The organism is Geminocystis sp. CENA526, from assembly GCF_050753365.1.
Lineage (GTDB): Bacteria > Cyanobacteriota > Cyanobacteriia > Cyanobacteriales > Cyanobacteriaceae > Geminocystis.
On sequence record NZ_JBLZFY010000018.1, the window covers coordinates 18,842 to 38,593 of the forward strand.

Below are 19,752 nucleotides of genomic sequence, written 5' to 3' on the forward strand. Positions count from 1 at the left end.
CCCTAACCGTTAATATCCATTTCTAAGTCAAAATCAGGTAACACATCTTCACCTAATAAAACACAAGGCATTTTTAATACTTCCACAGGTTTTTCAGCACGATATATTTCGACTTCCCCATCTTGGGGATTGATTAACCAACCTAGCCTCAAGCCACTATTCAAATATTCTTTCATCTTTTCTTGTAATGGTTTAAGTCTATCACTTTCTGATCTTAATTCGATGACAAAATCAGGGCAAAGGGGAGGAAATTTCTTTTTTTCTTCTAAGGTTAAACTGTCCCATTTTTCCTGTGATACCCAAGCAACATCTGGAGATCGATCGCCACCTTGAGGTAATTTAAAGATAGTTGATGAACTAAAAACCTGTCCTAGTTTAGATTTACGATTCCAGATAGCCAAATCAGCAATTAAATTAGCTTCTCGATTTCCACTTTCTCCGCCTACGGGTGGCATAATAATTAAATCTCCTTGAGGACTTTTTTCCATTGGTATATCAGGGTTAGTCAGACATAATTGATAAAATGCTTCACTGGTTAGCTTTATCAGAGGTTCAACATTAATAACTGTAGCCATAATCGTCTTTTAACTTTTATTGACTCAATTATAGTTATTGATCAACACGATCGACAATCTTGAGGTTATCGTTTTGATTACTCATGGAGATTATAAATAAAACTAGGACAGGAAAATAAGGATTAATGTCAATTAGTTAACCACAAAGGCACAAATTATCCTAAACTAATCTAAGAAAGTTTGATTAATAAAACAATATATTTTTCAGGAGATTAAAAAAAATGTCGATATTGTTCCAATTACTGTTAACTGCCTTAGTGTTTTTCTCTTTTGTGATGATTGTATATGTACCCGTTGCCTATGCTTCACCCCAAAATTGGGAACAGTCTAAATCTTTACTGTATTTAGGTTCTGGTTTATGGCTTATTTTAGTAGTAGCCGTAGCAGTATTAAACTTTTTCGTAGTTTAAAAAACTTTTGTAAACAAATATTAATACTCTCTAAAGAGATTTGTAGGGGTGGGCAAAAGTTCAAAATAAAGAATAAGTATTTTTGCTCACCAAATTATTAGCATATCCCATATTTACCAGAATCCATGACAGTTTTTGAAGGAAATTTTAATCAAGATATATCTAGTCTTCGTTTCGCTTTAGTTATTGGACGTTTCAATGATTTAATTACCAATAAACTTTTAGCAGGTTGTCAAGATTGTTTAAAAAGACACGGTATTGATATTAACCCCGAAGGTAGTCAAGTCGATTATGCGTGGGTACCGGGTAGTTTTGAAGTTCCATTAGTAGCTCGTAAATTGGCTTTAACGGCTCGTTATGATGCCATTATTTGCTTAGGTGCAGTCATTAAGGGTGATACTCCCCATTTCGATTATGTTTGTAATGAGACGGCAAAAGGGATCGCATCGGTAGCACTACAAACAGGAGTCCCCATCGTATTTGGTATCTTAACCACTGATACGATGCAACAAGCCTTAGAAAGAGCAGGTATTAAGAGTAATCATGGTTGGGGTTATGCGATGAATGCGATCGAAATGGCAACTTTGATGAAAAATATTGCTTAAACTTACCGTCTCCATTATACAATTATGGTCGATCGAAACTCGTTAGAAACAATATTGTCAGCTATTGCCCAGGGGAAATTATCTCCCGAAGAAGGGGCAGAAAAATTAAAGTATTTGAGCTTTGAACCTATCGGAGATTTTGCTAAAATAGATCATCATCGACAACTACGCACGGGATTTCCCGAAGTAATTTGGAGTCAAGGCAAAACAACAGAACAAATGATCCAAATTATGGAAGTCATGCACCAAAAATCCCCCGTTGTCATGGCTACTCGTCTTGAACCTGATATTGCTGAAATCTTACAAACTTATGTACCAGATTTAAGGTACTATCCTATGGCAAAAATCGGTGCTATTGGGCAAAATCCCGTTAAATATCGGGGGAAAATCTCGATCGTGACGGCGGGTACAGCCGACTTACCCGTAGCGGAAGAATCCGCCATAACGGCTCAATTATGTGGCTTTGAAGTGGTAAGATTATGGGATGTAGGGGTAGCAGGAATCCATCGTCTCCTCAGTCATAGTCATTTAATTGCCGAAGCGGATGTCTTAATTGTGGTGGCAGGAATGGAAGGAGCTTTACCTAGTGTCGTAGCTGGTTTAGCCAGTTGCCCAGTGATTGCCGTGCCGACAAGTATCGGTTATGGTGCTAGTTTTGGAGGTTTATCGGCTTTGTTAACCATGCTTAATTCCTGTGCGACGGGTATTGGTGTTGTGAATATTGACAACGGTTTTGGGGCGGCGATGTTAGCAGGACAAATTTTGCGATTAGCTAATAAATTCTCTCAACCATTGTAACCTCAGTTCGAGATCAAGTTTAGACGAAATAGTTTTTACTCTGGAGTCGAAAGAATTTTTAAACAAATTACTCAAATTATCGATAATTCAGTACCAGATCAAGCACAAGCAGACTGGCATCGGCAATTACTCAGACAAATGATGATTTCCATTCCTGATATTCGCCCTGAAGTTATTTCTTCTCAAACTAAAGCTATGCCTGATGAATATTGCTCTTTTCGTCATGTTGTTAGAAATATTTATAAGTACTTATACAGTAGTTATACCAAATGAATAGAAAATAATTAATATAAACTTAATCACCTATAACTTTGATTATTTTAAAAATGCAATTGTCATAAATTAACAGTTTTAATTTAACCTAATATCTGCTATCCGATACCTTTTTTTAGACATAATTCATCATACCCAAAGTGGAAGAACCTCAGATTCTCATTTACAACAACTTCGCATAGAGCATCGATTGCTTTAAGCGATTTGATCGCCTACGAAGATTTAGCTGTGAAGAACATGGTAAGAAATCGACATTTAGCAAAAAGTATTAGTGATGCGGCTTGGAGTAACTTTAGACGTTGGTTAGAATATTTTGGGTATAAATATGGGAAAATAACAGTAGCTGTACCTCCTTGTAATACTAGCCAAGATTGTTCTAATTGTGGTCAACAAGTACAAAAATCTCTGTCAGTCAGAACCCATATATGTCCTCATTGTGGATTCATTTGTGATAGAGATATTAATGCTGCTATCAATATTTTGAAAAAGGCTCTAAGTACCGTAGGGCATACGGGAACTTTTGTCTTTAAGGCAATAAACGATTTTGTTTAGTGGTGATTATGATTTAGATGATAAGGCGATTGGTATTCCCGTACATCCTTTACAGTATAGAGCGATTGGGGTTATTCAAGGTATTTATGAACCATTGGAGAATACCCTAACTAAAGGTATTATGACAACGGTGGATAATGCTAATTTTGAGACGGTAATATTAGGGAAAGCTATTAGTGCGATTAAAAATCATGTGGACTTAAATGAAGTGCAAAATTGGGTAGTTTATCCCCATATTATACCTGAGATCGATCGATTACATTTACAGGTGGTTGGTATTTTTGTACCAGAAAATGACCATAGTTTACCCCCTAATTATTTTTCTATACGAGGGGAGGTAATTTACTCCTCAAAAAAACAAGAGAAAGTTATCGTCAAAATTTGTAAGAATAAAACTTTATTTAATCGTAGAGTTAATTTTTTCAAACTAGAATTAACAGGAAAAATTCCCGATCATACTATTAAACACTTTTATTCTTTTAGTGTTGTTTTAAAAGAACATAAATTAGTGATTAAAAACTATATAGATTTAGGATTAATCGCCGTTAATATTTAGGAATAAATTATGTTTTCTCACTTAGTAGGGGTTGCATAATATTCAACCCTTCTACCCTTAAATTGTGCAATAATTGATTTAGTTATTTTCCCATTTTTCTGGTTGAATTAAATCAATAAGATGATCTCTTAATAAGTAACCATTGAACTCTAATTCTAACTCTACTTTTTGCCATTCTTTCGCAGGAATAAAGTTACAGATAGTATAAATGGGTTGTTGTCGATCGAGTAATCCTTGTTTAATCAAATGACGTACTTCGTCTTTGAGAACGTTAATAGAATAATTTAGTTGTAAAGTCATAATCATTTCTTGAGATTAATTAATTGTTTTATTCAACTTCTATAGACAGCAAATTATTGCTATTTGACAGGAAAAATTAAGGAAGATAATACTGAAGTTAACATCTATTTGCAGTTAAATTATTAGAGCAAAATAGAATCATAAGAAATAATGATAAATAATATTAGTGTCGATCGAACTTGAAAACTAGATAAGATAATTAAAACTGTAAAAAGCAATAATAATGATGTTTAAAATTAAGTCTATTTCTTAATTATGACTGATCAGAACATTTTTTTTCATTATGACGGATAATCTTAATATTGTCTTAAACTTTTGACATTACAGAAGAATGAATAATCAGGAAGAAATTAGATTTTTCCTGTCATTGCGAGGTAACGAAGCAATCTCTATTATTTATGATTGTTTTATTGTCACCCAGAAGCAATTTCTTTCACCATCTGTCATAATTTAGAGGTTAAATTAAATTTGTTATTTTATTTTTAGATATTAACCTAAGCAGTAATTGAGGATTGTTGAAATGGGTAAAAGAGCATTATTATTGATTAATCGTCATTCTCGCAAAGGAGAAAAGTCTTTACCCTTAGCTGTAGAATATTTCTATGCCCATGACATGGAGTTAATCATTAAACCAGTTAAACATCCTCAAGAATTAGGTATGGTAGTAAGAGAGTATCAAAATCAGATAGATTTTGTCATCGTGGGAGGAGGAGATGGTACTCTGAATGCGGTAGTGGATAGTTTAGTGGAGACTAATTTACCTTTAGGTATTTTACCATTAGGCACAGCGAATGATTTAGCACGAACCCTTAATCTTCCTTTAACTATGAAAGAAGCCTGTGATGTGATTGGGGCTGGAAAAATGAAGTCGATCGATCTAGGATGGGTTAATGGGAAATATTTTTTTAATGTGGCTAGTATGGGGTTAAGTGTGGACATTACGGAGAAGCTATCAAAAGGCATCAAGAGACGTTGGGGAATTTTTGCCTATGGCATTACCGCTTTACAAGTTATTGGTGCTACTCGTGCCTTTCGAGCTAAGATTAAAGTTGATGGTGAGAGTTTTTCTGTTAAAACTGTACAAATTGCCATCGGGAATGGCAGATATTATGGGGGAGGTATGGCGATAGCTAATGATGCCGCTATTGACGATCAAAGATTGGATTTATATAGTATAGAATTAAATCACTGGTGGCAAATTTTTCCTTTAATTTGGCATTTACCCGAAGGAAGACATCATCAATTAGACTGGGTAAAAAGTATGGCAGGAAAAACCATTGAAGTCCATACAAAAAAATCTTACAACATAAATACAGATGGAGAAATAACCACTATCACCCCCGCTAAATTTAAAGTTATTCCCCATGCTTTACAGGTTTTTGTACCCTAATTAGGGGTTGCTGAAAAAGTCTTTTGATGAAGATAGGGAAGAGCGGATTTGGGAAAAGGGAAAAGGGAAAAGGGAATAAATGACAAAAATCAAGGTTTTGAGGACTTGTATCAACATATAATTACAAAGTTGTTTTGAATAAAATTTAGTAAAAAATGCTCAGTTTTTGAGTAAAAATTGTGAAAATTGAACACTTTTCAGTTTATGTAGTATGCCAAACCGTTTATTTTAATAGTCTTCTGATTTATTCAGCAAACCCTAATTATTTGTTAATTTTCTTAACGTAAACATACAATTCATTTTCTATTAAAATCATCATGGAAATAGTTGAAGATTGGGATAGCTTACAAGAAGCTGTTTATTTACAATCTATTTCAGGGTTAGTGGGAGCAATAAAACAAGCCGAATTAGATGATGATTGGGTGTCAGAAGCTGAATTTTTGAAGGTGTTAGATAATGTGGAAGATTGAATTTAGTAAATAATGAGCAAAAATCAATTTTAATAATTTTTAAATCAATTCTCTCCTATTCGTCTAGTCTTATAGTCCCCTAATCTCATTTTCACCGATAATTTTATATCAAACTCAGATAATATTAAACATCGTCTCGTTTATACTATTGATGAACAAAATAAATTGATCAAAGTTGTATCAGTTTGGTCACATTATGAATAAACTTATCATTTTCGATCATAATAAAAATATAAGTCTTAACAAAATTTTGTCATAATGAGCGAGATTGTCACCCAAAAAGCCACCAGAAACGCCCCCCATGAGGATTATCGTCTTATCAAACTGGAAGATTTAACCCCCATGTATCATCACTATGTGGAGGTGAAAGAGCAATATCCTAATTCTCTGTTACTCTACAGGGTGGGTGACTTTTTTGAGTGCTTTTTTCAGGATGCTGTCACCATTTCTCAAGAGTTAGAATTAGTTATCACTAGCAAGGATGCAGGGCAAAATGTCGGTAGAATCGCCATGACTGGTGTACCTCATCATGCTCTCGATCGATATGCGCGACAATTAGTCGAAAAGGGTTATAGTATCGTAATATGTGATCAAGTGGAAGATGCAGCAACGGCGGCAGCAGAAAAAAGAATCGTCAAACGTGCCATCACTAAGCTATTAACTCCCGGTACAATTACTGATGATGAGATGTTACCCTCCAAGAAAAACAATTTTCTCGCTTCGGTGGTAGTAGCGAAAGATTATTGGGGTTTAGCTTATGCAGACATCTCTACAGGAGAGTTTTTCACCACTCAAAATCAAGATTTAAGCACTTTAACCACTGAATTACTGCGTTTACAACCTGCGGAGGTGCTTTTTCCTGTCAATGCTCCTGATATTAACAGTTTACTGCGTCCGGGGCAAAAATCCGATAATCTTCCTGACTTTCTTCCTGATTGCTTCTGTTATTCATTTCGATCGCAAAAAGCCTTCGACATCAACGAAGCCAAGCCCAGATTACTGTTAGAATTTAAGCTAAAATCCTTAGAGGGTGTCGGTTGTGAGCATTTACCCCTCGCCATTCGTGCCGCAGGAGGATTGTTAGAATATGTACAGGATACTCAAAAAGCGAATCAAGTGCCATTGCAACTTCTTCGCACTTATAATTTAAGCGATTATTTGGTTTTAGATAGCACCACACGGCGAAATCTTGAAATCACAAGTACGGTGCGAGATAACACCTTTCATGGCTCTTTATTGTGGGCTTTGGATAGAACTTGTACCGCTATGGGGGCAAGGGCTTTAAGACGCTGGTTATTGCAACCTTTAATCAATAAGAAAGGAATTATTGCCCGTCAAGATACTATTAGCGAATTGATGGAAAATCTGCCTTTAAGGGAAGAAATTAGGCAATTATTTAAGAGTATTTACGATTTAGAGCGGATAACGGGGAGAGTGGGCGCAGGTACAGCAAATCCGAAGGAATTACTCAATTTAGGGGATTCTTTGGGCAAATTAACCTATTTAGCAGAGTTAGCAAAGGAAGGCAAATCTCCCTATTTTCAGGCGTTGCAAAATGTGCCTCCTGAGTTGGAGGAGTTGGGTAAGAATGTGTTAGATACTATTGTGGAGTTTCCCCCCCAACACGTTAAGGAAGGGGGAATTATTCGAGAAGGGGTGAATCAACATTTAGATGAAATGCGCAAACTGATTGAGGGGGATAAGGAGTGGTTAGCGAATCTGGAGGTGACGGAAAGACAACGCACGGGCATTACTAATTTAAAGGTGGGTTACAATAAAACCTTCGGTTATTATATCAGTATGCCTCGATCGAAAGCCGAATTTGCCCCCGAAAATTATCAGAGAAAACAAACATTATTAAACGAAGAAAGATACATTACTGCTGAGTTAAAAGAAAAGGAAAATCGCATTTTAAATGCAAAAGATGACTTAGCGAAATTTGAGTATGAAATTTTTGTAGAATTACGCTCTTTAGTAGCAAAAAAAACCGAAGAAATTAGAAAAGTTGCACGGGCAATTGCGGCTATGGATGTGTTAAGTGGATTAGCAGAATTAGCTGTCTATCAAGATTATAACCGTCCAGAGATTACCGAAGATCGAATTATTAAAATAAAAAATGGAAGACATCCAGTAGTCGAGAAATTATTAGGATTTGGAATGTTTGTGCCTAACTCTACTACTTTAGGTTCAGAAAAAATGCCCGATTTAATCATTTTAACAGGTCCAAACGCCAGTGGCAAAAGTTGCTATTTGCGTCAAGTAGGATTGATTCAATTAATGGCACAAATAGGCAGTTTTATTCCTGCCGAAAGTGCTAAATTATCTATTTGCGATCGAATATTTACCCGTGTAGGAGCAGTGGACGACATCGGTACAGGGCAATCCACCTTCATGGTAGAGATGAATGAGACAGCTAACATCTTGAATCATGCTACGGATCGATCGTTAGTATTGCTTGATGAGATTGGACGAGGTACAGCAACTTTTGACGGTTTATCTATCGCTTGGGCGGTTGCGGAGTACTTGTCGATCGAGATACAATGTCGTACAATTTTTGCTACTCACTACCACGAATTAAACGAATTAGCGTCTATTCTTGATAACGTTGCTAACTACCAAGTGACAGTGAAAGAATTAGAGAATGATATTATCTTTCTCCATGAAGTAAAAGCAGGAGGTGCGGATAAATCCTATGGTATCGAAGCAGGAAGACTGGCAGGTTTACCAAAAGTAGTAATAAGCCGTGCGAAACAGGTAATGAGTCAAATCGAAAAACACAGTAAAATTGCTATGGGGTTAAGAAAAAATATCAAAAAATTAACCCCTTCTAAACAAGAAAATAAGGAGGAAATAATGAGTCAATTAGACATCTTTGAATAGTTCGTAGTTTGCCCTTTAGCTCATACATATTAAGGCTAAACCCTAAGCTACAAACTTTGTTAAAAAAATTTGGTTCTTCTATTTTGAGTATGATACATTAATGGAAATAACCAATAATCTTTGTTGTCTCTTGCCTTTTGCCTTTCTGACTCATTACTCATTACTTCATCAAAAGACTATGAGGCAGACTCTAAATACCAACTTGTTGTAAATCTTCGATAAGTTGAGTCAAATCTTCCACATTCGCTTGATAAACTTCACCGCAAAAATGACAAGTCGCCTCCGCACCTCCATCTTTGACAATCATATCCTCCAATTCCTCAGCCCCTAACATTTTCAATGCCCCTAAAATTCGATCGAACGAGCAACCACAATCAAATCTTACCATCTGCACTTCAGGGAAAATCTCCAAGTCAAAATCCCCTAACAAATCTCGAAAAATATCCGATAAAGTTTTGCCCTGCTGTAATAAAGGGGTAAAACCCTTTAACTGACTAACACGAGACTCTAAAGTTTCCACTAAAGTAGGATTTTCTGCCGCTTTAGGTAATACCTGTAATAAAATGCCCCCCGAAGCCGTTACTCCGTCTTTCCCCACGAAAACCCCTACCAATAACGCCGAAGGAGTTTGCTCAGAAGTTGCTAAGTAATTGGCTATATCTTCCCCCACTTCCCCTGATATTAATTCAACAGTACTAGAGTAAGGATAACCATAACCCACATCTCGAATCACATACAAATAACCGTCATTACCGACAGCACCCCCTACATCTAATTTTCCAATAGCATTAGGAGGTAACTCCACTTTGGGATTTTGTACATATCCTCTGACAGTGCCGTCTAATCCTGCATCCACAAACACTGTACCTAAAGGACCATTGCCCTTAATATTGATGTTAACCCGTGAGCCTTCCTTTTTCATGCTCGATGCCAATAACAACCCAGACGACATCGCCCTTCCCAAAGCCGCACTGGCAACATAAGATAAACTATGTCTTCGTCTAGCTTCTTCCACTGCTCTAGTGGTGATTACTCCTACAGCCCTAATTCCCCCGTTGGCGGCGGTGGCACGAATTAATTGATCAGCCATATATTTCTTTACATTTCTTAACAAATATTGATATTAATTATAGCAATTCTCGTTATCTATATCATTATAAAATAAGGAAGATAGAGGTTTTCCTTTTGTTTAAACTAAGGGGGAGCAAATTCTTACAAATCATATAGGAATGCTATATTTAGGTTATCATCTAATTCTCCATTACAAAATCAAATATAATGACACTCAGTATTGACAACACCAAAAAAATAGATGTACAAACAGGCTTAATTCACTCTGTAGAAAGTTGTGGCACAGTGGACGGACCCGGTATTCGTTTTGTGATATTTACCCAAGGATGCCCTTTAAGATGCCTATACTGTCATAACCCCGACTGTCGGCATTTTGAAGATGGAAAAACCGTTACAGTGGCAGAATTAGTCAACGAAATTGAGAAATATAAATCCTATTTTGAGTATTCTGGTGGAGGTGTCACCGTAACAGGAGGAGAGCCCTTAATGCAACCTGACTTCGTGAAAGCCATTTTTCAAGAATGTAAAAAACGTAATATTCATACAGTTTTAGACACTTCTGGTTATGTAAATTTAAACAGTGCTAAACCCGTTTTAGAATATACCGATTTAGTCTTATTAGATATAAAATCTTTCGATGAAAAAATATACCATAAATTAACCAATGTTTCCCTTGAGCCAACTTTAATTTTTGCCCGTTATTTAGCCCAAATAAATAAACCCACTTGGATTAGATTTGTTTTAGTACCTAATTTAACCGATCCAGAACACAATGTACGAGGATTAGCGGAGTTTATTGCACCTTTTAAAAATGTGGAAAAAGTCGAAGTTTTACCCTTTCATAAAATGGGGGAATATAAATGGGAAACTTTAGGTTATGACTATCAATTAAAAGATACTGAAGCTCCTTCCCCTGAGTTAATTAAAAAAGTTACCAATATTTTTAAAAGTTATGGTTTAACAGTACAATAAAGAATCCTCTTAAGTTGGCATTTTTTTGTCATAACTGAGGTAACTTTTGACTAATTCTAACGGGGAAATTTAGAGGTTTTAATGATTTATCATTCATTTTTAAGATAATTTTATCTAGTTTATTAATGATAATATTTTCTGTTTCCAAATGTTTTAATATACTAAAATATTCTTGAGCTTGTCTGATTTCTTCTTCGGTAAGTTGATAATTTTCCCATAATTTTATAATCTGATTAATCGCCCACAGTCTTTGTAATGGAGACTTGGCATTTAATTCATGGATTAATTCAGAAAAGGTTAGAGCTATTTTTTTTGATTTTTTAGAGTTTTTTTGTGTTATTTTCCAGCCTAAAAATCCCAGTCCGATCGAACTAAATATAATTTGCCAAATAATACCTAAAGCCAACCATTTATTATCAATTTCTATCCAAATATTAAGGACTAAATAACTACTAATAGCTAACATTCCAGCACTGAAAACAGATAAAATTAGTTGTTTATTTCCTGAGTTTAAAATATCATGTAAATACTGGTAATAACGCTTCCAGTTAATCGATTTTGACTGATAACTAACAAGCATAGTTCCAGTAAAAAGAATTGTGGCGACAATTAACTTTATATCTCCTAAACTTAAAGTTAATCCTAACAAAAATAAATAAGTTTTTCGATTATTTAAACATCTCCAATATTGGCTATTTAATACTATATTTGAAGATAAAATTCTCGATGGTTTTCTGGACATTTTAGTTACCAAAGTTACTTATTTTCAGGAAATGGGTTTCGATCGTGCCTTAATATTATACCTGAGTTTGACACTCAGAAAACTGATAAAGGTGACTGTGAGAGTGGGGGAGTGGGAGAGTGGAGGAGTAGGGAAGTAATTGTGGCTTCTTACTTTTCTTAATTCTTAATTTTTAATTTTTAATTCTTCCATTTTTTGCCAAAACTCTTGAAAAGATTGAGGTTGTATAAAATACCAAGCAATCATTACTGTAACAGTTAATGCCCCCAAAGCTAATAATCCTGAGATAATTGTGCCAAGAGTATTATTTTGGGGTTTTACTTTCGCTTTTGGTTGATAACTTGCAGAAGTTGGAGACACAACATTACCGTTATTACGACTAGGATTTTTTGCAGGAGGGGGTGATGATACTGGAGAAGAAATTTTACCGTTACTAAAACCTGCTATTTTTTGACTGACATTGATAGGTTTTTGCTTCGTGCGTAACCACTGAGTAAATTGTGCTAGGGTAAGGCTTACTAAGTTATCTTGTGCCAGATTTTCTACTTCTTCCCGTAAATTTTGCTGATTTGTCACTAAGACGACTAACTTATTCGTGTTTTCTAAAGTAAGATAATATACCGATTCTGCGATCGCAACTTGTAAACGAGCATTTTTACTGAGATTCTCCCCTTCCATTACCGTTAAGGCATCATGGTGAGTCATGCCTTGAGTTACTTGCCAACCGCTATTAGGAAAAAAACGGAAAAATTCCCGTGCCGTCTTTTCTTCTTTTTCAGAAACAGCCCTTTTTGTTAAAAACTCTAATTCTTCTAATACAATTTGTGGGATGTAACAAGTACCTAACTGGGAAAATTGACTCCAATCACGAGTTACCCCTTCTAAAATTACTCTTGGTTCAAAAACGATTATGATAGATATATCTTGAGACATAAATGGAAAACGAGACAGCAAGTGGACAGGTGGACAAGTGGACAGGTAGAATTAACTACTATCATTCCCTATTCTACACTGTTCATTAGACATCTCCAGAAAAACAGGCAAGATGCCTGTTCTACGATAGTAAAATTATTTGTAAAATAAACTCAATAATGTCAACTATTAATACTTTAAATTTAGAATCTATTGCCCATCAAAGTCGTGTTGCTTCCGTTAGTCGCACTACCAAAGAAACTGATATTCAAGTACAAGTAAATCTTGATGGTGAAGGAAAATGTAATGTGAATACTGGCATTCCTTTTCTTGATCATATGTTACATCAAATTTGTTCTCATGGTTTACTGGATTTAGATATTCAGGCTAAGGGAGACATTGAGATTGACGATCATCACACAAATGAAGATGTGGGAATTACATTAGGACAAGCTATCGCCCAAGCGGTGGGAAATCGAAAGGGAATCCATCGTTTTGGACATTTTGTCGCCCCTTTAGATGAAGCCTTAATCGAGGTTGCTCTTGATTTTTCAGGACGACCTCATTTAAGCTATGGTTTAGATATTCCTACCCAAAGAGTTGGTAACTATGATACTCAATTAGTGAGGGAATTTTTTGTGGCTTTGGTTAACCATAGTCAAATTACTCTACATATTCGTCAATTAGACGGTATTAATTCTCATCATATCATCGAAGCGACTTTTAAAGCCTTTGCTAGAGCTATGAGGATGGCTTTAGAAATTGATAGTCGTCGTCTTCACGAAATACCTAGTTCAAAAGGTGTTTTATAAAATTGACAATTTAAAGTAGTCATCATTTTCCGTAAATTATATATTATTAAGTATATTTTTCTGTACTTAGAGGATGCTGAAAAAGTCTTTTGATAAGAATAGGGAAAAGTTTTCACGTTATTATCTCTCGATCGATATAATGTTTGTAACCTTATATTTTATATTATGCCTAGTTTTTGACCAAAAATTGTTAAAAATGCTTACTATGAGTGTTAATTTAATGTGTCTAAACTTTTTATTTTCCTAGTCTTGAGATTTCTTCAGCAAATCCCATTTAACCACTAAATTAAATTATTATTATTAATTATCATGCCCAGTAAATATTTATTAATTGCTTCGAGTGAACCATATACGGGAAAATCTGCTACTATTTTAGGGGTTGCTCATCAATTGCAAAAGAAGGGAATTAAGTTAGGTTATGGTAAACCTATCGGTACTTGTTTTAATCCTTCTGATAATCTTAAAGATGAACAAGATTTACAATTTATCAGTCAAATTCTCAATTTACCTGATTCTCAAGTCAAATCTCCTTTATTGTTGTTAGATGAAAAAACTATCCTTGATTATCTAGGTAAGGAAACTAATTATCAGGATCAATTATTAGAATATTGTAACTCGATCGAGGCGGATTTGGTGTTATTAGAAGGTGCAGGAAATTTAACTCAGGGAAATTTATTTCATTTAAGTGCGCCCGAAATTAGCGAAAAGATAGATGCTTCTGTGCTATTAGTGGTTAAGTATGAACCGTTATTAATTATTGATCAAATTTTATCAGCAAAAAAAGTTTTAGGACATCGATTAGCAGGGGTTTTAATCAACAGTATTCCTCATCAACAACTAGATACCCTTGAAAATATCATTAAGCCTTTCTTCCAATCTCAAGGCATCGACATTTTAGGAATGTTACCTACGGATAGACTTTTACAAAGTGTCAGCGTTCGAGAACTTGTAGAACAATTAAAAGCAAAAGTACTTTGTAGGCTCGATCGACTAGACTTAATGGTAGAAAGCCTAACAGTAGGGGCGATGAATGTCAACTCGGCGTTGGAGTATTTCCGTCAACGGCAAAACATGGCTGTAATCACGGGGAGCGATCGAACCGATTTACAACTAGCCGCCTTAGAAAGCTCTACAAACTGCTTAATTTTAACAGGACATACTCCTCCTCAACAATTAATTTTAGCACGGGCAGAAGACTTGGAAATCCCCATTTTAACCGTAGATTTTGATACCTTGACTACCGTTGAAATTGTCGATCGAGCCTTTGGTACAGTAAGATTACATGAAACAATCAAAGTAGAATGTATGCAAAACCTTATCGAAGAACATTTTAACACTGATTTATTACTTGAAAAAATTAATAATGGATAATAAATATAGAGGTGCAAATTGTTAATTGTTAATTGTTAATTGTTAATTGTTACAGTGTTTATCGAGTAAAGAAAGCACAAGATTATAACCGTCGGGGTGAGTTTGCACCGCATAAGCCTCCGCCTCCAAATGTCGCCTTAAACCATGATTATAATGAGTAAAAAAAGGGCGACTAATATTAGGAGGAGAAAAAGGTAAATTTAACGATCGAATTTCACCATTTCCAGCGCATAATTGAGCGGCATGGGTTGCCTCATGGATAAGGGTAGGTAATGCAATCCCTAACTCAAAAACTAAAGGCTCAATCCAAATAGTGCGAGTTTTTACTTGCAATAAACCATAGGTACTTCTAATGGGCGGAGACTCAATTTTTACTACAAAATTATAATTTTCTAACCGTTTTTTAAGTTCGATAAATTCAGGACTTATCTGACTATTGGCTATTAAAAAAGAGGAAATAAGAGAACTAAATAACATTATTTTATAATAAAATGAATACCCATATTGATTTAATAACCGTCACTATTAAATTATTTGCTATTTATCAAGAAGTTTATCAAAAATCAGAAATAAATTTAACTATTCCTGCTAATAGTAAAGCCCAAGATATATTATCAATAATGAGTAAAGAAAAACCCTTATTAAAATCGTGGATAAATATTACTAAAATAGCAGTAAATTTAGAAATAGTCAATCCAGATTACCTTCTACATAATGGCGATGAAATTGCTTTGATTCCTCCTGTTAGCGGTGGTTAAGTAATAGGTAAAGTAATAAAGAATCAAGGTTTTGAGATTTTATATAGATAAAGTTATACAAAAAACTTTGAAATAAAATTAACGTAAAAATGCTCATTTTTTGAGAAAAAATTGCTAAAACTGTGGTTCGACTACCCTCACCAACCACGCACTTTTTCAGTAATGTAGTTTGTCTAAACCTTTGATTTTTGATTTATTAAAACTATTCACTATTTACTACTTAGGAATTATTGAGTAAAGAGGATAATTGATTAATCTCAAAATATTGATAAAACTTGTCTGTAACCTCTATCCAGTACGATCGACCTTCTTCTTGACGGCGTTTACGGATAAAACCACTTTCCACTAATTCATTAACGTGTTGATAGGCACTACTTCCTCGTAGGTTGATTAAATCACTTTGAAGAATGGGATTTTTTAAAGCGATGGCGGCTAAAGTTTTTAAAGTGCCGGGGTTTAACTCTGAAGGAATAAGGTATTCTAGTAAAGATTGATAACAATTTCGTAACTGTAAACTGTAACCTTGGGGAGTTTCTATAATTTCTAAAGCACTGTCACGATAGGCATAATCAGACATTAACTGAATTAACGCCTCTTGAATTTCATCGGTGGATGTTTTAGTTAAAGTCACAAGTTCTTCGATCGTGGTAGGTTGTGCTTTAAGATATAATATAGCTTCAATTTTATTCGTCAAATTAGGAGAAAACGATTCTAGTTCCATTGATAAATATTAAAATAAATCATTCAGTTTAGTTGAATTAATATTCAACATTTTATCATAAACAGGGAAAGGGACAGGTAAATAGGGTGTGCTGAAAAAGTATTTTGAATTTTTACTATTAACTAATGGAACAATTTTTAAAGACAATTCCCGATAGTCCTTTAATTACTTTTACTATTCTCTTATTGGTAATTGTCACCATTCCTCCTATTTTTGAAAAAATTAAATTACCGGGGTTAGTAGGTTTATTGGTAGCAGGGGTTATTTTTGGTGGAGAAGGTTTAGGATTACTCGATGATAAAAGCGAATCTGTCAAACTTTTAGCAGACATTGGCAAAATTTATTTAATGTTTGTGGCGGGTTTAGAAATTGATTTAGATGATTTTCGCAAAAGTAAAAATAAATCTCTGACTTTTGGTTTTTGTACTTTTATTTTTCCCTTATCGATCGGAACTTTAATTGGTTTAACCTTTAATATGGGGTTAAATTCTTCTATTCTACTCGGTTCTCTGTTAGCTTCCCATACTTTATTGGGGTATCCCATTGTTAATCGTTTAGGAGTTGTGAGTAATGAATCGGTGGTTATCACCATCGGTGCAACTATTTTCACAGATATAGGCGCTTTGTTGGTGTTGGCTATCTGTGTATCTATTGATGGTGGAGAATTTACCCTAGGCACTTTAATTATACAGTTGGGGAGTTTAGCTTTATATTGTGCAGGGGTTTTATGGGGAATTGATAAGGTAGGAAAAGAATATTTTAGACGCACAGGAGATGAAGAAAGTAATCAATTTTTATTTGTACTCTTAGCGGTGTTTTTGGCTTCCGTAGGCGCACAGTTAATCAATGTGGATAAGATTGTGGGGGCATTTTTAGCAGGTTTAGCTATTAATGATGTGGTAGGAAAAGGACCTGTTAAAGAAAAAATCGAGTTTGTCGGTAGTACTAAATATTGCCTTTAAACAGAGTAATAAATTATTGACAAGGGCAAAACAATATAGTGAACAATTTGGCGTATCTCTCAAGCCTGTTATTCGTATTGATGATGACTTAGCCGAAGGTATTAGTCGTACCGCTAGAGAAAATAACGCTAATCTTATTGTCATGGGGTGGAGTCCAAATACTAGCATTCAAGCCCGTTTATTTGGTAACTTGATTGATAATGTCTTTTGGTGTTCTCATTGTCCTGTGGCGGTTGTACAATTATTGGATGATCCTGTAAATATCCATCAAATTCTTGTACCTGTCAAAAATATAGATCAAAAAACCCTTAATACCATTCGTTTTGCCTCAATTTTTGCTAGTAGTAATCAAGCCAGTTTAACTTTACTCCATGTACACGATCGAAAAGTGACCAGAAATCAAATTGAAACCTTCAAATCAGCTTTGAATATTGCCATTGAAAAGATCGCCTCTCAAATACCCGTTACCATCAAAACCTTACGCTATCCTGATCCTGCTCAAGCCATTTTACACACTGTACAAAAATATGACTATGATCTTGTCATTTTACGTTCTGTACGCCGTCGTACTGCTGGAGGTTTAGCAGTGAGTGATGTGACTACTGAAGTAATGCAAAAGATAGCTCGATCGGTGATCATTTTTGGCGAACCGCAGTGAGAATTGAGAATTGAGAATTGAGAATTGAGAATTGAGAATTGAGAATTGAGAATTAAAAAGTAATAGACTTCTCCAGAAATTATGATTTTATTACCGTAGAACAGGCATCTTGCCTGTATTTTTGAAGATGTCTATTCCCTCTGTTTATCGACTTTTTAAGCAACCCCCCCATTAGATGTTGATATTAAAGAAGATAAATTAGGCTAATAACGGTAAAATAATTATAAAGTAATAATAATACTCAAATTTAGTTACCGTTTAAAACTTTAAATTGACAGTTATTTCAGCAACTTAAATCATCATCAATGAAATTATCCTTTATACTCAAAGATTCTAACTATAAATTATCCCAGTTTAATCAAGAAGAAATTAACGATTTAGAAAACTCTATTTTTCTCAAACAAACCGCAAAAAGTAGTAATTATTATATTAATAGCAATGAAATTTATTTCTTTGCAGATATTAATGATCTTATCGAAATTTAGATTTTTTTTTGTGGGCAATGCCCACCCTACTAATGTAAAATTAAAGAAAATTTTAGATTAAAAGTTCGAGAAGGTTTTATGATAGCTTATCAAGAAATTTTAGAGGCAATTTCGGTTTTATCGGAAGAAGATCAAGAGGAGTTATTTGAGTTAATTCGTAAGAGAAGAATTGAAAATCGCCGATCTCAAATTGCTACGAATGCTCAAGGGGTGCTTCAGGCGGTGGATGAGGGAAAGGTAGTTAAGGGTAGTTTTGCTGATATTAAGGCTTATTTGTTAGAGGATGAAGAAGAATGATTATTATTGCTGAAAAGACTTTTAAAAAAAGTTTTAAGCGATTGATCAAAAAAAGTCCTCATTTACAAGCCAAAATTTTAGCAGTTTTAGAGCTTTTAGCAGAAAATCCTTTTTATCCTTCGTTAAAATCTCATAAATTGACGGGACAACTACACGGTTTATGGTCTTGTTCTGTTACTTATAGCTATCGAATTATTTTTACATTTAGACAAGATACAGAACTAGAGGAGGATGTCATTGTCTTAATTGACATTGGCGATCATGATGAAGTTTATTAGTTGTTTTAGTCACCTGTTATGTCTTATAAAGAGGAAATAATTATGAAATTATATGACATCGTAGCATTATTACAAGATTTCCCCGAATTAAACCTTTATCGAGGGCAAGTTGGTACAATTATTGAAGAATACGAACCAAATATATTTGAAGTGGAATTTATAACTAATACGGGTAAAGTGTATGCTTTAGAGACTTTATCAGCCGAACAATTAATGTTAGTTCACTATGCACCTTTAAATCAAGAATTAGTTACAATCTAAAATTCAGTGATAAAATTCAAGAAAATTTTAGATTAAGAGTTCGATCGAAACAATTATTAGAAATAGCGAAAAAAGGAGTTGAAAAAGCCATAGAAAGTGAGGAAGAAACAGCGATAAAATGGATTAATGAGGAGTTAGAGAAAATGGGAGTAAACGATCATGAATTTTGAGATTATTGGTACAATAAAGAATATAGAAGTTATTGCCGTTAATAACTCCATTCGAGATTTGAAAAGACTAAAAAAGTTTTATGGAGGACAAAGATGGCGAAAATTAAAAGGAATAGCTATTATAATCTTAGAAGACGGTAATATTTATCAAGCTGAGTTACATTGGTATGAAGCTCATGGAATTGGTAAAAAAGAGATTAAAATTAAAACTATTTTGGAGTAAAGATATGTTAAATAATAATCAAAAAAAAATCGCAATTTGTATAAAAAATGAGGATTATTTAGCTAGTTTGGAATTTAGAAAAATATATCAAGTTTTACCAGATGATAAAGCAGAAAAATTGAATATGATTCGAGTAATTGATGAGTCAGAAGAAGATTATTTATATCCTGCTAGTTATTTTATAGTAATAGAATTACCAGAAATAGCTGAGAAATTATTTGCAGAAATTAATTAATAAAATGGATTAATG

The 19,752-nt window shown here is 34.4% G+C and carries 25 protein-coding genes and 2 pseudogenes; 20 read left to right on the forward strand and 7 right to left on the reverse strand.

The annotated features are described in order from the left end of the window. Positions 1–2 precede the first annotated feature (2 nt). Entirely contained in the window at positions 3–575 is a 573-nt protein-coding gene (locus tag ACN4EE_RS07340) for a Uma2 family endonuclease (protein ID WP_431705764.1), read from the reverse strand. Between the two features lie 221 nt (positions 576–796). Between ACN4EE_RS07340 and psbZ the strand changes: the two genes are divergently transcribed. From psbZ to ACN4EE_RS07370, 6 genes and pseudogenes are all read left to right on the forward strand, one after another. Next, positions 797–985, forward strand: a complete 189-nt coding sequence (gene psbZ / locus ACN4EE_RS07345) for a photosystem II reaction center protein PsbZ (RefSeq protein WP_431705765.1) — start codon at positions 797–799, stop codon at positions 983–985. A gap of 125 nt (positions 986–1,110) precedes the next feature. Further along, positions 1,111–1,590, forward strand: a complete 480-nt coding sequence (gene ribH / locus ACN4EE_RS07350; RefSeq protein ID WP_431705766.1) for a 6,7-dimethyl-8-ribityllumazine synthase — start codon at positions 1,111–1,113, stop codon at positions 1,588–1,590. Positions 1,591–1,614: 24 nt separating this feature from the next. Then, positions 1,615–2,388 (forward strand): nickel pincer cofactor biosynthesis protein LarB, encoded by a 774-nt coding sequence (gene larB / locus ACN4EE_RS07355; protein WP_431705767.1) that lies wholly within the window; start codon positions 1,615–1,617, stop codon positions 2,386–2,388. A gap of 12 nt (positions 2,389–2,400) precedes the next feature. Then, entirely contained in the window at positions 2,401–2,661 is a 261-nt protein-coding gene (locus ACN4EE_RS07360; RefSeq protein WP_431705813.1) for a ribonuclease toxin HepT-like protein, read from the forward strand. A 189-nt stretch (positions 2,662–2,850) separates the two neighbouring features. Further along, positions 2,851–3,213, forward strand: a pseudogene (locus ACN4EE_RS07365) (RNA-guided endonuclease InsQ/TnpB family protein); the annotation flags it as partial. Then, on the forward strand, positions 3,206–3,769 hold the full coding sequence (locus tag ACN4EE_RS07370; protein ID WP_431705768.1) for a 2-dehydropantoate 2-reductase: 564 nt from the start codon (positions 3,206–3,208) through the stop codon (positions 3,767–3,769). The pseudogene ACN4EE_RS07365 and the gene ACN4EE_RS07370, both read left to right, overlap by 8 nt. 78 nt (positions 3,770–3,847) lie before the next feature. Here ACN4EE_RS07370 and ACN4EE_RS07375 read toward each other — a convergent pair whose 3' ends face one another. After that, complete coding sequence (locus tag ACN4EE_RS07375; protein WP_431705769.1) at positions 3,848–4,069, reverse strand: DUF4327 family protein; 222 nt, start codon at positions 4,067–4,069, stop codon at positions 3,848–3,850. 520 nt (positions 4,070–4,589) lie between these two features. Here ACN4EE_RS07375 and ACN4EE_RS07380 point away from each other — a divergent pair. The 3 genes from ACN4EE_RS07380 to mutS all read left to right on the forward strand — a co-directional run bounded on the left by ACN4EE_RS07380 (position 4,590) and on the right by mutS (position 8,809). Further along, positions 4,590–5,459 carry a lipid kinase gene (locus ACN4EE_RS07380; RefSeq protein ID WP_431705770.1) on the forward strand — a complete coding sequence of 290 codons (870 nt, stop codon included), beginning with the start codon at positions 4,590–4,592 and terminating at the stop codon, positions 5,457–5,459. A 317-nt stretch (positions 5,460–5,776) separates the two neighbouring features. Beyond that, positions 5,777–5,929 carry a hypothetical protein gene (locus tag ACN4EE_RS07385; RefSeq protein WP_431705771.1) on the forward strand — a complete coding sequence of 51 codons (153 nt, stop codon included), beginning with the start codon at positions 5,777–5,779 and terminating at the stop codon, positions 5,927–5,929. Between the two features lie 258 nt (positions 5,930–6,187). After that, entirely contained in the window at positions 6,188–8,809 is a 2,622-nt protein-coding gene (gene mutS / locus ACN4EE_RS07390) for a DNA mismatch repair protein MutS (protein ID WP_431705772.1), read from the forward strand. 190 nt (positions 8,810–8,999) lie between these two features. Here the strand turns inward: mutS and hslO are convergent, their stop codons facing one another. Beyond that, the gene (gene hslO, locus ACN4EE_RS07395) at positions 9,000–9,899 is read right to left on the reverse strand and encodes an Hsp33 family molecular chaperone HslO (RefSeq protein WP_431705773.1); all 900 of its coding nucleotides are present in this window, start codon (positions 9,897–9,899) and stop codon (positions 9,000–9,002) included. A gap of 188 nt (positions 9,900–10,087) precedes the next feature. On the opposite strand from hslO, the gene pflA reads away from it, so the two are divergent. After that, positions 10,088–10,852 (forward strand): pyruvate formate-lyase-activating protein, encoded by a 765-nt coding sequence (gene pflA / locus ACN4EE_RS07400; protein ID WP_431705774.1) that lies wholly within the window; start codon positions 10,088–10,090, stop codon positions 10,850–10,852. A gap of 28 nt (positions 10,853–10,880) precedes the next feature. Here pflA and ACN4EE_RS07405 read toward each other — a convergent pair whose 3' ends face one another. Both ACN4EE_RS07405 and ACN4EE_RS07410 read right to left on the reverse strand, forming a co-directional pair. After that, positions 10,881–11,594 carry a hypothetical protein gene (locus ACN4EE_RS07405; RefSeq protein WP_431705775.1) on the reverse strand — a complete coding sequence of 238 codons (714 nt, stop codon included), beginning with the start codon at positions 11,592–11,594 and terminating at the stop codon, positions 10,881–10,883. A gap of 165 nt (positions 11,595–11,759) precedes the next feature. Then, entirely contained in the window at positions 11,760–12,527 is a 768-nt protein-coding gene (locus ACN4EE_RS07410) for a PIN domain-containing protein (protein WP_431705776.1), read from the reverse strand. 158 nt (positions 12,528–12,685) lie between these two features. Between ACN4EE_RS07410 and hisB the strand changes: the two genes are divergently transcribed. Beyond that, positions 12,686–13,318, forward strand: coding sequence for an imidazoleglycerol-phosphate dehydratase HisB (hisB, locus tag ACN4EE_RS07415; protein WP_431705777.1), 633 nt, complete (start codon positions 12,686–12,688; stop codon positions 13,316–13,318). Positions 13,319–13,627: 309 nt separating this feature from the next. Continuing rightward, the gene (locus tag ACN4EE_RS07420; RefSeq protein WP_431705778.1) at positions 13,628–14,689 is read left to right on the forward strand and encodes a phosphotransacetylase family protein; all 1,062 of its coding nucleotides are present in this window, start codon (positions 13,628–13,630) and stop codon (positions 14,687–14,689) included. A gap of 42 nt (positions 14,690–14,731) precedes the next feature. Here ACN4EE_RS07420 and ACN4EE_RS07425 read toward each other — a convergent pair whose 3' ends face one another. Further along, entirely contained in the window at positions 14,732–15,166 is a 435-nt protein-coding gene (locus tag ACN4EE_RS07425; RefSeq protein ID WP_431705779.1) for a hypothetical protein, read from the reverse strand. Between the two features lie 14 nt (positions 15,167–15,180). Between ACN4EE_RS07425 and ACN4EE_RS07430 the strand changes: the two genes are divergently transcribed. Then, positions 15,181–15,447 (forward strand): MoaD/ThiS family protein, encoded by a 267-nt coding sequence (locus ACN4EE_RS07430; protein ID WP_431705780.1) that lies wholly within the window; start codon positions 15,181–15,183, stop codon positions 15,445–15,447. Positions 15,448–15,667: 220 nt separating this feature from the next. On the opposite strand, the gene scpB is transcribed toward ACN4EE_RS07430, so the two are convergent. Next, on the reverse strand, positions 15,668–16,168 hold the full coding sequence (gene scpB / locus ACN4EE_RS07435) for an SMC-Scp complex subunit ScpB (RefSeq protein ID WP_431705781.1): 501 nt from the start codon (positions 16,166–16,168) through the stop codon (positions 15,668–15,670). Positions 16,169–16,293: 125 nt separating this feature from the next. On the opposite strand from scpB, the pseudogene ACN4EE_RS07440 reads away from it, so the two are divergent. The 7 genes and pseudogenes from ACN4EE_RS07440 (at position 16,294) to ACN4EE_RS07470 (ending at position 19,737) form a co-directional block, all read left to right on the forward strand. Then, positions 16,294–17,788, forward strand: a pseudogene (locus ACN4EE_RS07440) (cation:proton antiporter domain-containing protein). 305 nt (positions 17,789–18,093) lie between these two features. After that, positions 18,094–18,273: a hypothetical protein gene (locus tag ACN4EE_RS07445; protein WP_431705782.1), complete on the forward strand. Its 180-nt coding sequence runs from the start codon at positions 18,094–18,096 to the stop codon at positions 18,271–18,273. A gap of 78 nt (positions 18,274–18,351) precedes the next feature. After that, positions 18,352–18,570, forward strand: a complete 219-nt coding sequence (locus ACN4EE_RS07450; protein ID WP_431705783.1) for a hypothetical protein — start codon at positions 18,352–18,354, stop codon at positions 18,568–18,570. Further along, a complete protein-coding gene (locus ACN4EE_RS07455; protein ID WP_431705784.1) occupies positions 18,567–18,848 on the forward strand; it encodes a type II toxin-antitoxin system RelE/ParE family toxin in 282 nt (93 codons plus the stop codon). Before ACN4EE_RS07450 ends, ACN4EE_RS07455 begins: the two co-directional genes overlap by 4 nt. Positions 18,849–18,890: 42 nt before the next feature. After that, the gene (locus ACN4EE_RS07460) at positions 18,891–19,109 is read left to right on the forward strand and encodes a DUF4926 domain-containing protein (RefSeq protein WP_431705785.1); all 219 of its coding nucleotides are present in this window, start codon (positions 18,891–18,893) and stop codon (positions 19,107–19,109) included. Positions 19,110–19,268: 159 nt separating this feature from the next. Beyond that, the gene (locus ACN4EE_RS07465; protein WP_431705786.1) at positions 19,269–19,502 is read left to right on the forward strand and encodes a hypothetical protein; all 234 of its coding nucleotides are present in this window, start codon (positions 19,269–19,271) and stop codon (positions 19,500–19,502) included. Next, positions 19,456–19,737, forward strand: a complete 282-nt coding sequence (locus ACN4EE_RS07470) for a hypothetical protein (RefSeq protein WP_431705787.1) — start codon at positions 19,456–19,458, stop codon at positions 19,735–19,737. Before ACN4EE_RS07465 ends, ACN4EE_RS07470 begins: the two co-directional genes overlap by 47 nt. Positions 19,738–19,752: the final 15 nt, after the last annotated feature.

What these genes read in the sequence shown, in the direction of transcription:
- ACN4EE_RS07385 (WP_431705771.1), top strand. Translation starts at nt 5,777, where the DNA reads ATGGAAATAGTTGAAGATTGGGATAGCTTACAAGAAGCTGTTTATTTA.
- ACN4EE_RS07460 (WP_431705785.1), top strand. Translation starts at nt 18,891, where the DNA reads ATGAAATTATATGACATCGTAGCATTATTACAAGATTTCCCCGAATTA.
- ribH (WP_431705766.1), top strand. Translation starts at nt 1,111, where the DNA reads ATGACAGTTTTTGAAGGAAATTTTAATCAAGATATATCTAGTCTTCGT.
- ACN4EE_RS07375 (WP_431705769.1), bottom strand. Translation starts at nt 4,069, where the DNA reads ATGACTTTACAACTAAATTATTCTATTAACGTTCTCAAAGACGAAGTA.
- ACN4EE_RS07380 (WP_431705770.1), top strand. Translation starts at nt 4,590, where the DNA reads ATGGGTAAAAGAGCATTATTATTGATTAATCGTCATTCTCGCAAAGGA.
- hslO (WP_431705773.1), bottom strand. Translation starts at nt 9,899, where the DNA reads ATGGCTGATCAATTAATTCGTGCCACCGCCGCCAACGGGGGAATTAGG.
- ACN4EE_RS07445 (WP_431705782.1), top strand. Translation starts at nt 18,094, where the DNA reads ATGAAATTATCCTTTATACTCAAAGATTCTAACTATAAATTATCCCAG.
- ACN4EE_RS07410 (WP_431705776.1), bottom strand. Translation starts at nt 12,527, where the DNA reads ATGTCTCAAGATATATCTATCATAATCGTTTTTGAACCAAGAGTAATT.
- ACN4EE_RS07425 (WP_431705779.1), bottom strand. Translation starts at nt 15,166, where the DNA reads ATGTTATTTAGTTCTCTTATTTCCTCTTTTTTAATAGCCAATAGTCAG.
- mutS (WP_431705772.1), top strand. Translation starts at nt 6,188, where the DNA reads ATGAGCGAGATTGTCACCCAAAAAGCCACCAGAAACGCCCCCCATGAG.
- ACN4EE_RS07465 (WP_431705786.1), top strand. Translation starts at nt 19,269, where the DNA reads ATGAATTTTGAGATTATTGGTACAATAAAGAATATAGAAGTTATTGCC.
- scpB (WP_431705781.1), bottom strand. Translation starts at nt 16,168, where the DNA reads ATGGAACTAGAATCGTTTTCTCCTAATTTGACGAATAAAATTGAAGCT.
- ACN4EE_RS07450 (WP_431705783.1), top strand. Translation starts at nt 18,352, where the DNA reads ATGATAGCTTATCAAGAAATTTTAGAGGCAATTTCGGTTTTATCGGAA.
- ACN4EE_RS07470 (WP_431705787.1), top strand. Translation starts at nt 19,456, where the DNA reads ATGGAATTGGTAAAAAAGAGATTAAAATTAAAACTATTTTGGAGTAAA.
- hisB (WP_431705777.1), top strand. Translation starts at nt 12,686, where the DNA reads ATGTCAACTATTAATACTTTAAATTTAGAATCTATTGCCCATCAAAGT.
- ACN4EE_RS07405 (WP_431705775.1), bottom strand. Translation starts at nt 11,594, where the DNA reads ATGTCCAGAAAACCATCGAGAATTTTATCTTCAAATATAGTATTAAAT.
- larB (WP_431705767.1), top strand. Translation starts at nt 1,615, where the DNA reads ATGGTCGATCGAAACTCGTTAGAAACAATATTGTCAGCTATTGCCCAG.
- ACN4EE_RS07420 (WP_431705778.1), top strand. Translation starts at nt 13,628, where the DNA reads ATGCCCAGTAAATATTTATTAATTGCTTCGAGTGAACCATATACGGGA.
- psbZ (WP_431705765.1), top strand. Translation starts at nt 797, where the DNA reads ATGTCGATATTGTTCCAATTACTGTTAACTGCCTTAGTGTTTTTCTCT.
- ACN4EE_RS07430 (WP_431705780.1), top strand. Translation starts at nt 15,181, where the DNA reads ATGAATACCCATATTGATTTAATAACCGTCACTATTAAATTATTTGCT.
- pflA (WP_431705774.1), top strand. Translation starts at nt 10,088, where the DNA reads ATGACACTCAGTATTGACAACACCAAAAAAATAGATGTACAAACAGGC.
- ACN4EE_RS07340 (WP_431705764.1), bottom strand. Translation starts at nt 575, where the DNA reads ATGGCTACAGTTATTAATGTTGAACCTCTGATAAAGCTAACCAGTGAA.
- ACN4EE_RS07455 (WP_431705784.1), top strand. Translation starts at nt 18,567, where the DNA reads ATGATTATTATTGCTGAAAAGACTTTTAAAAAAAGTTTTAAGCGATTG.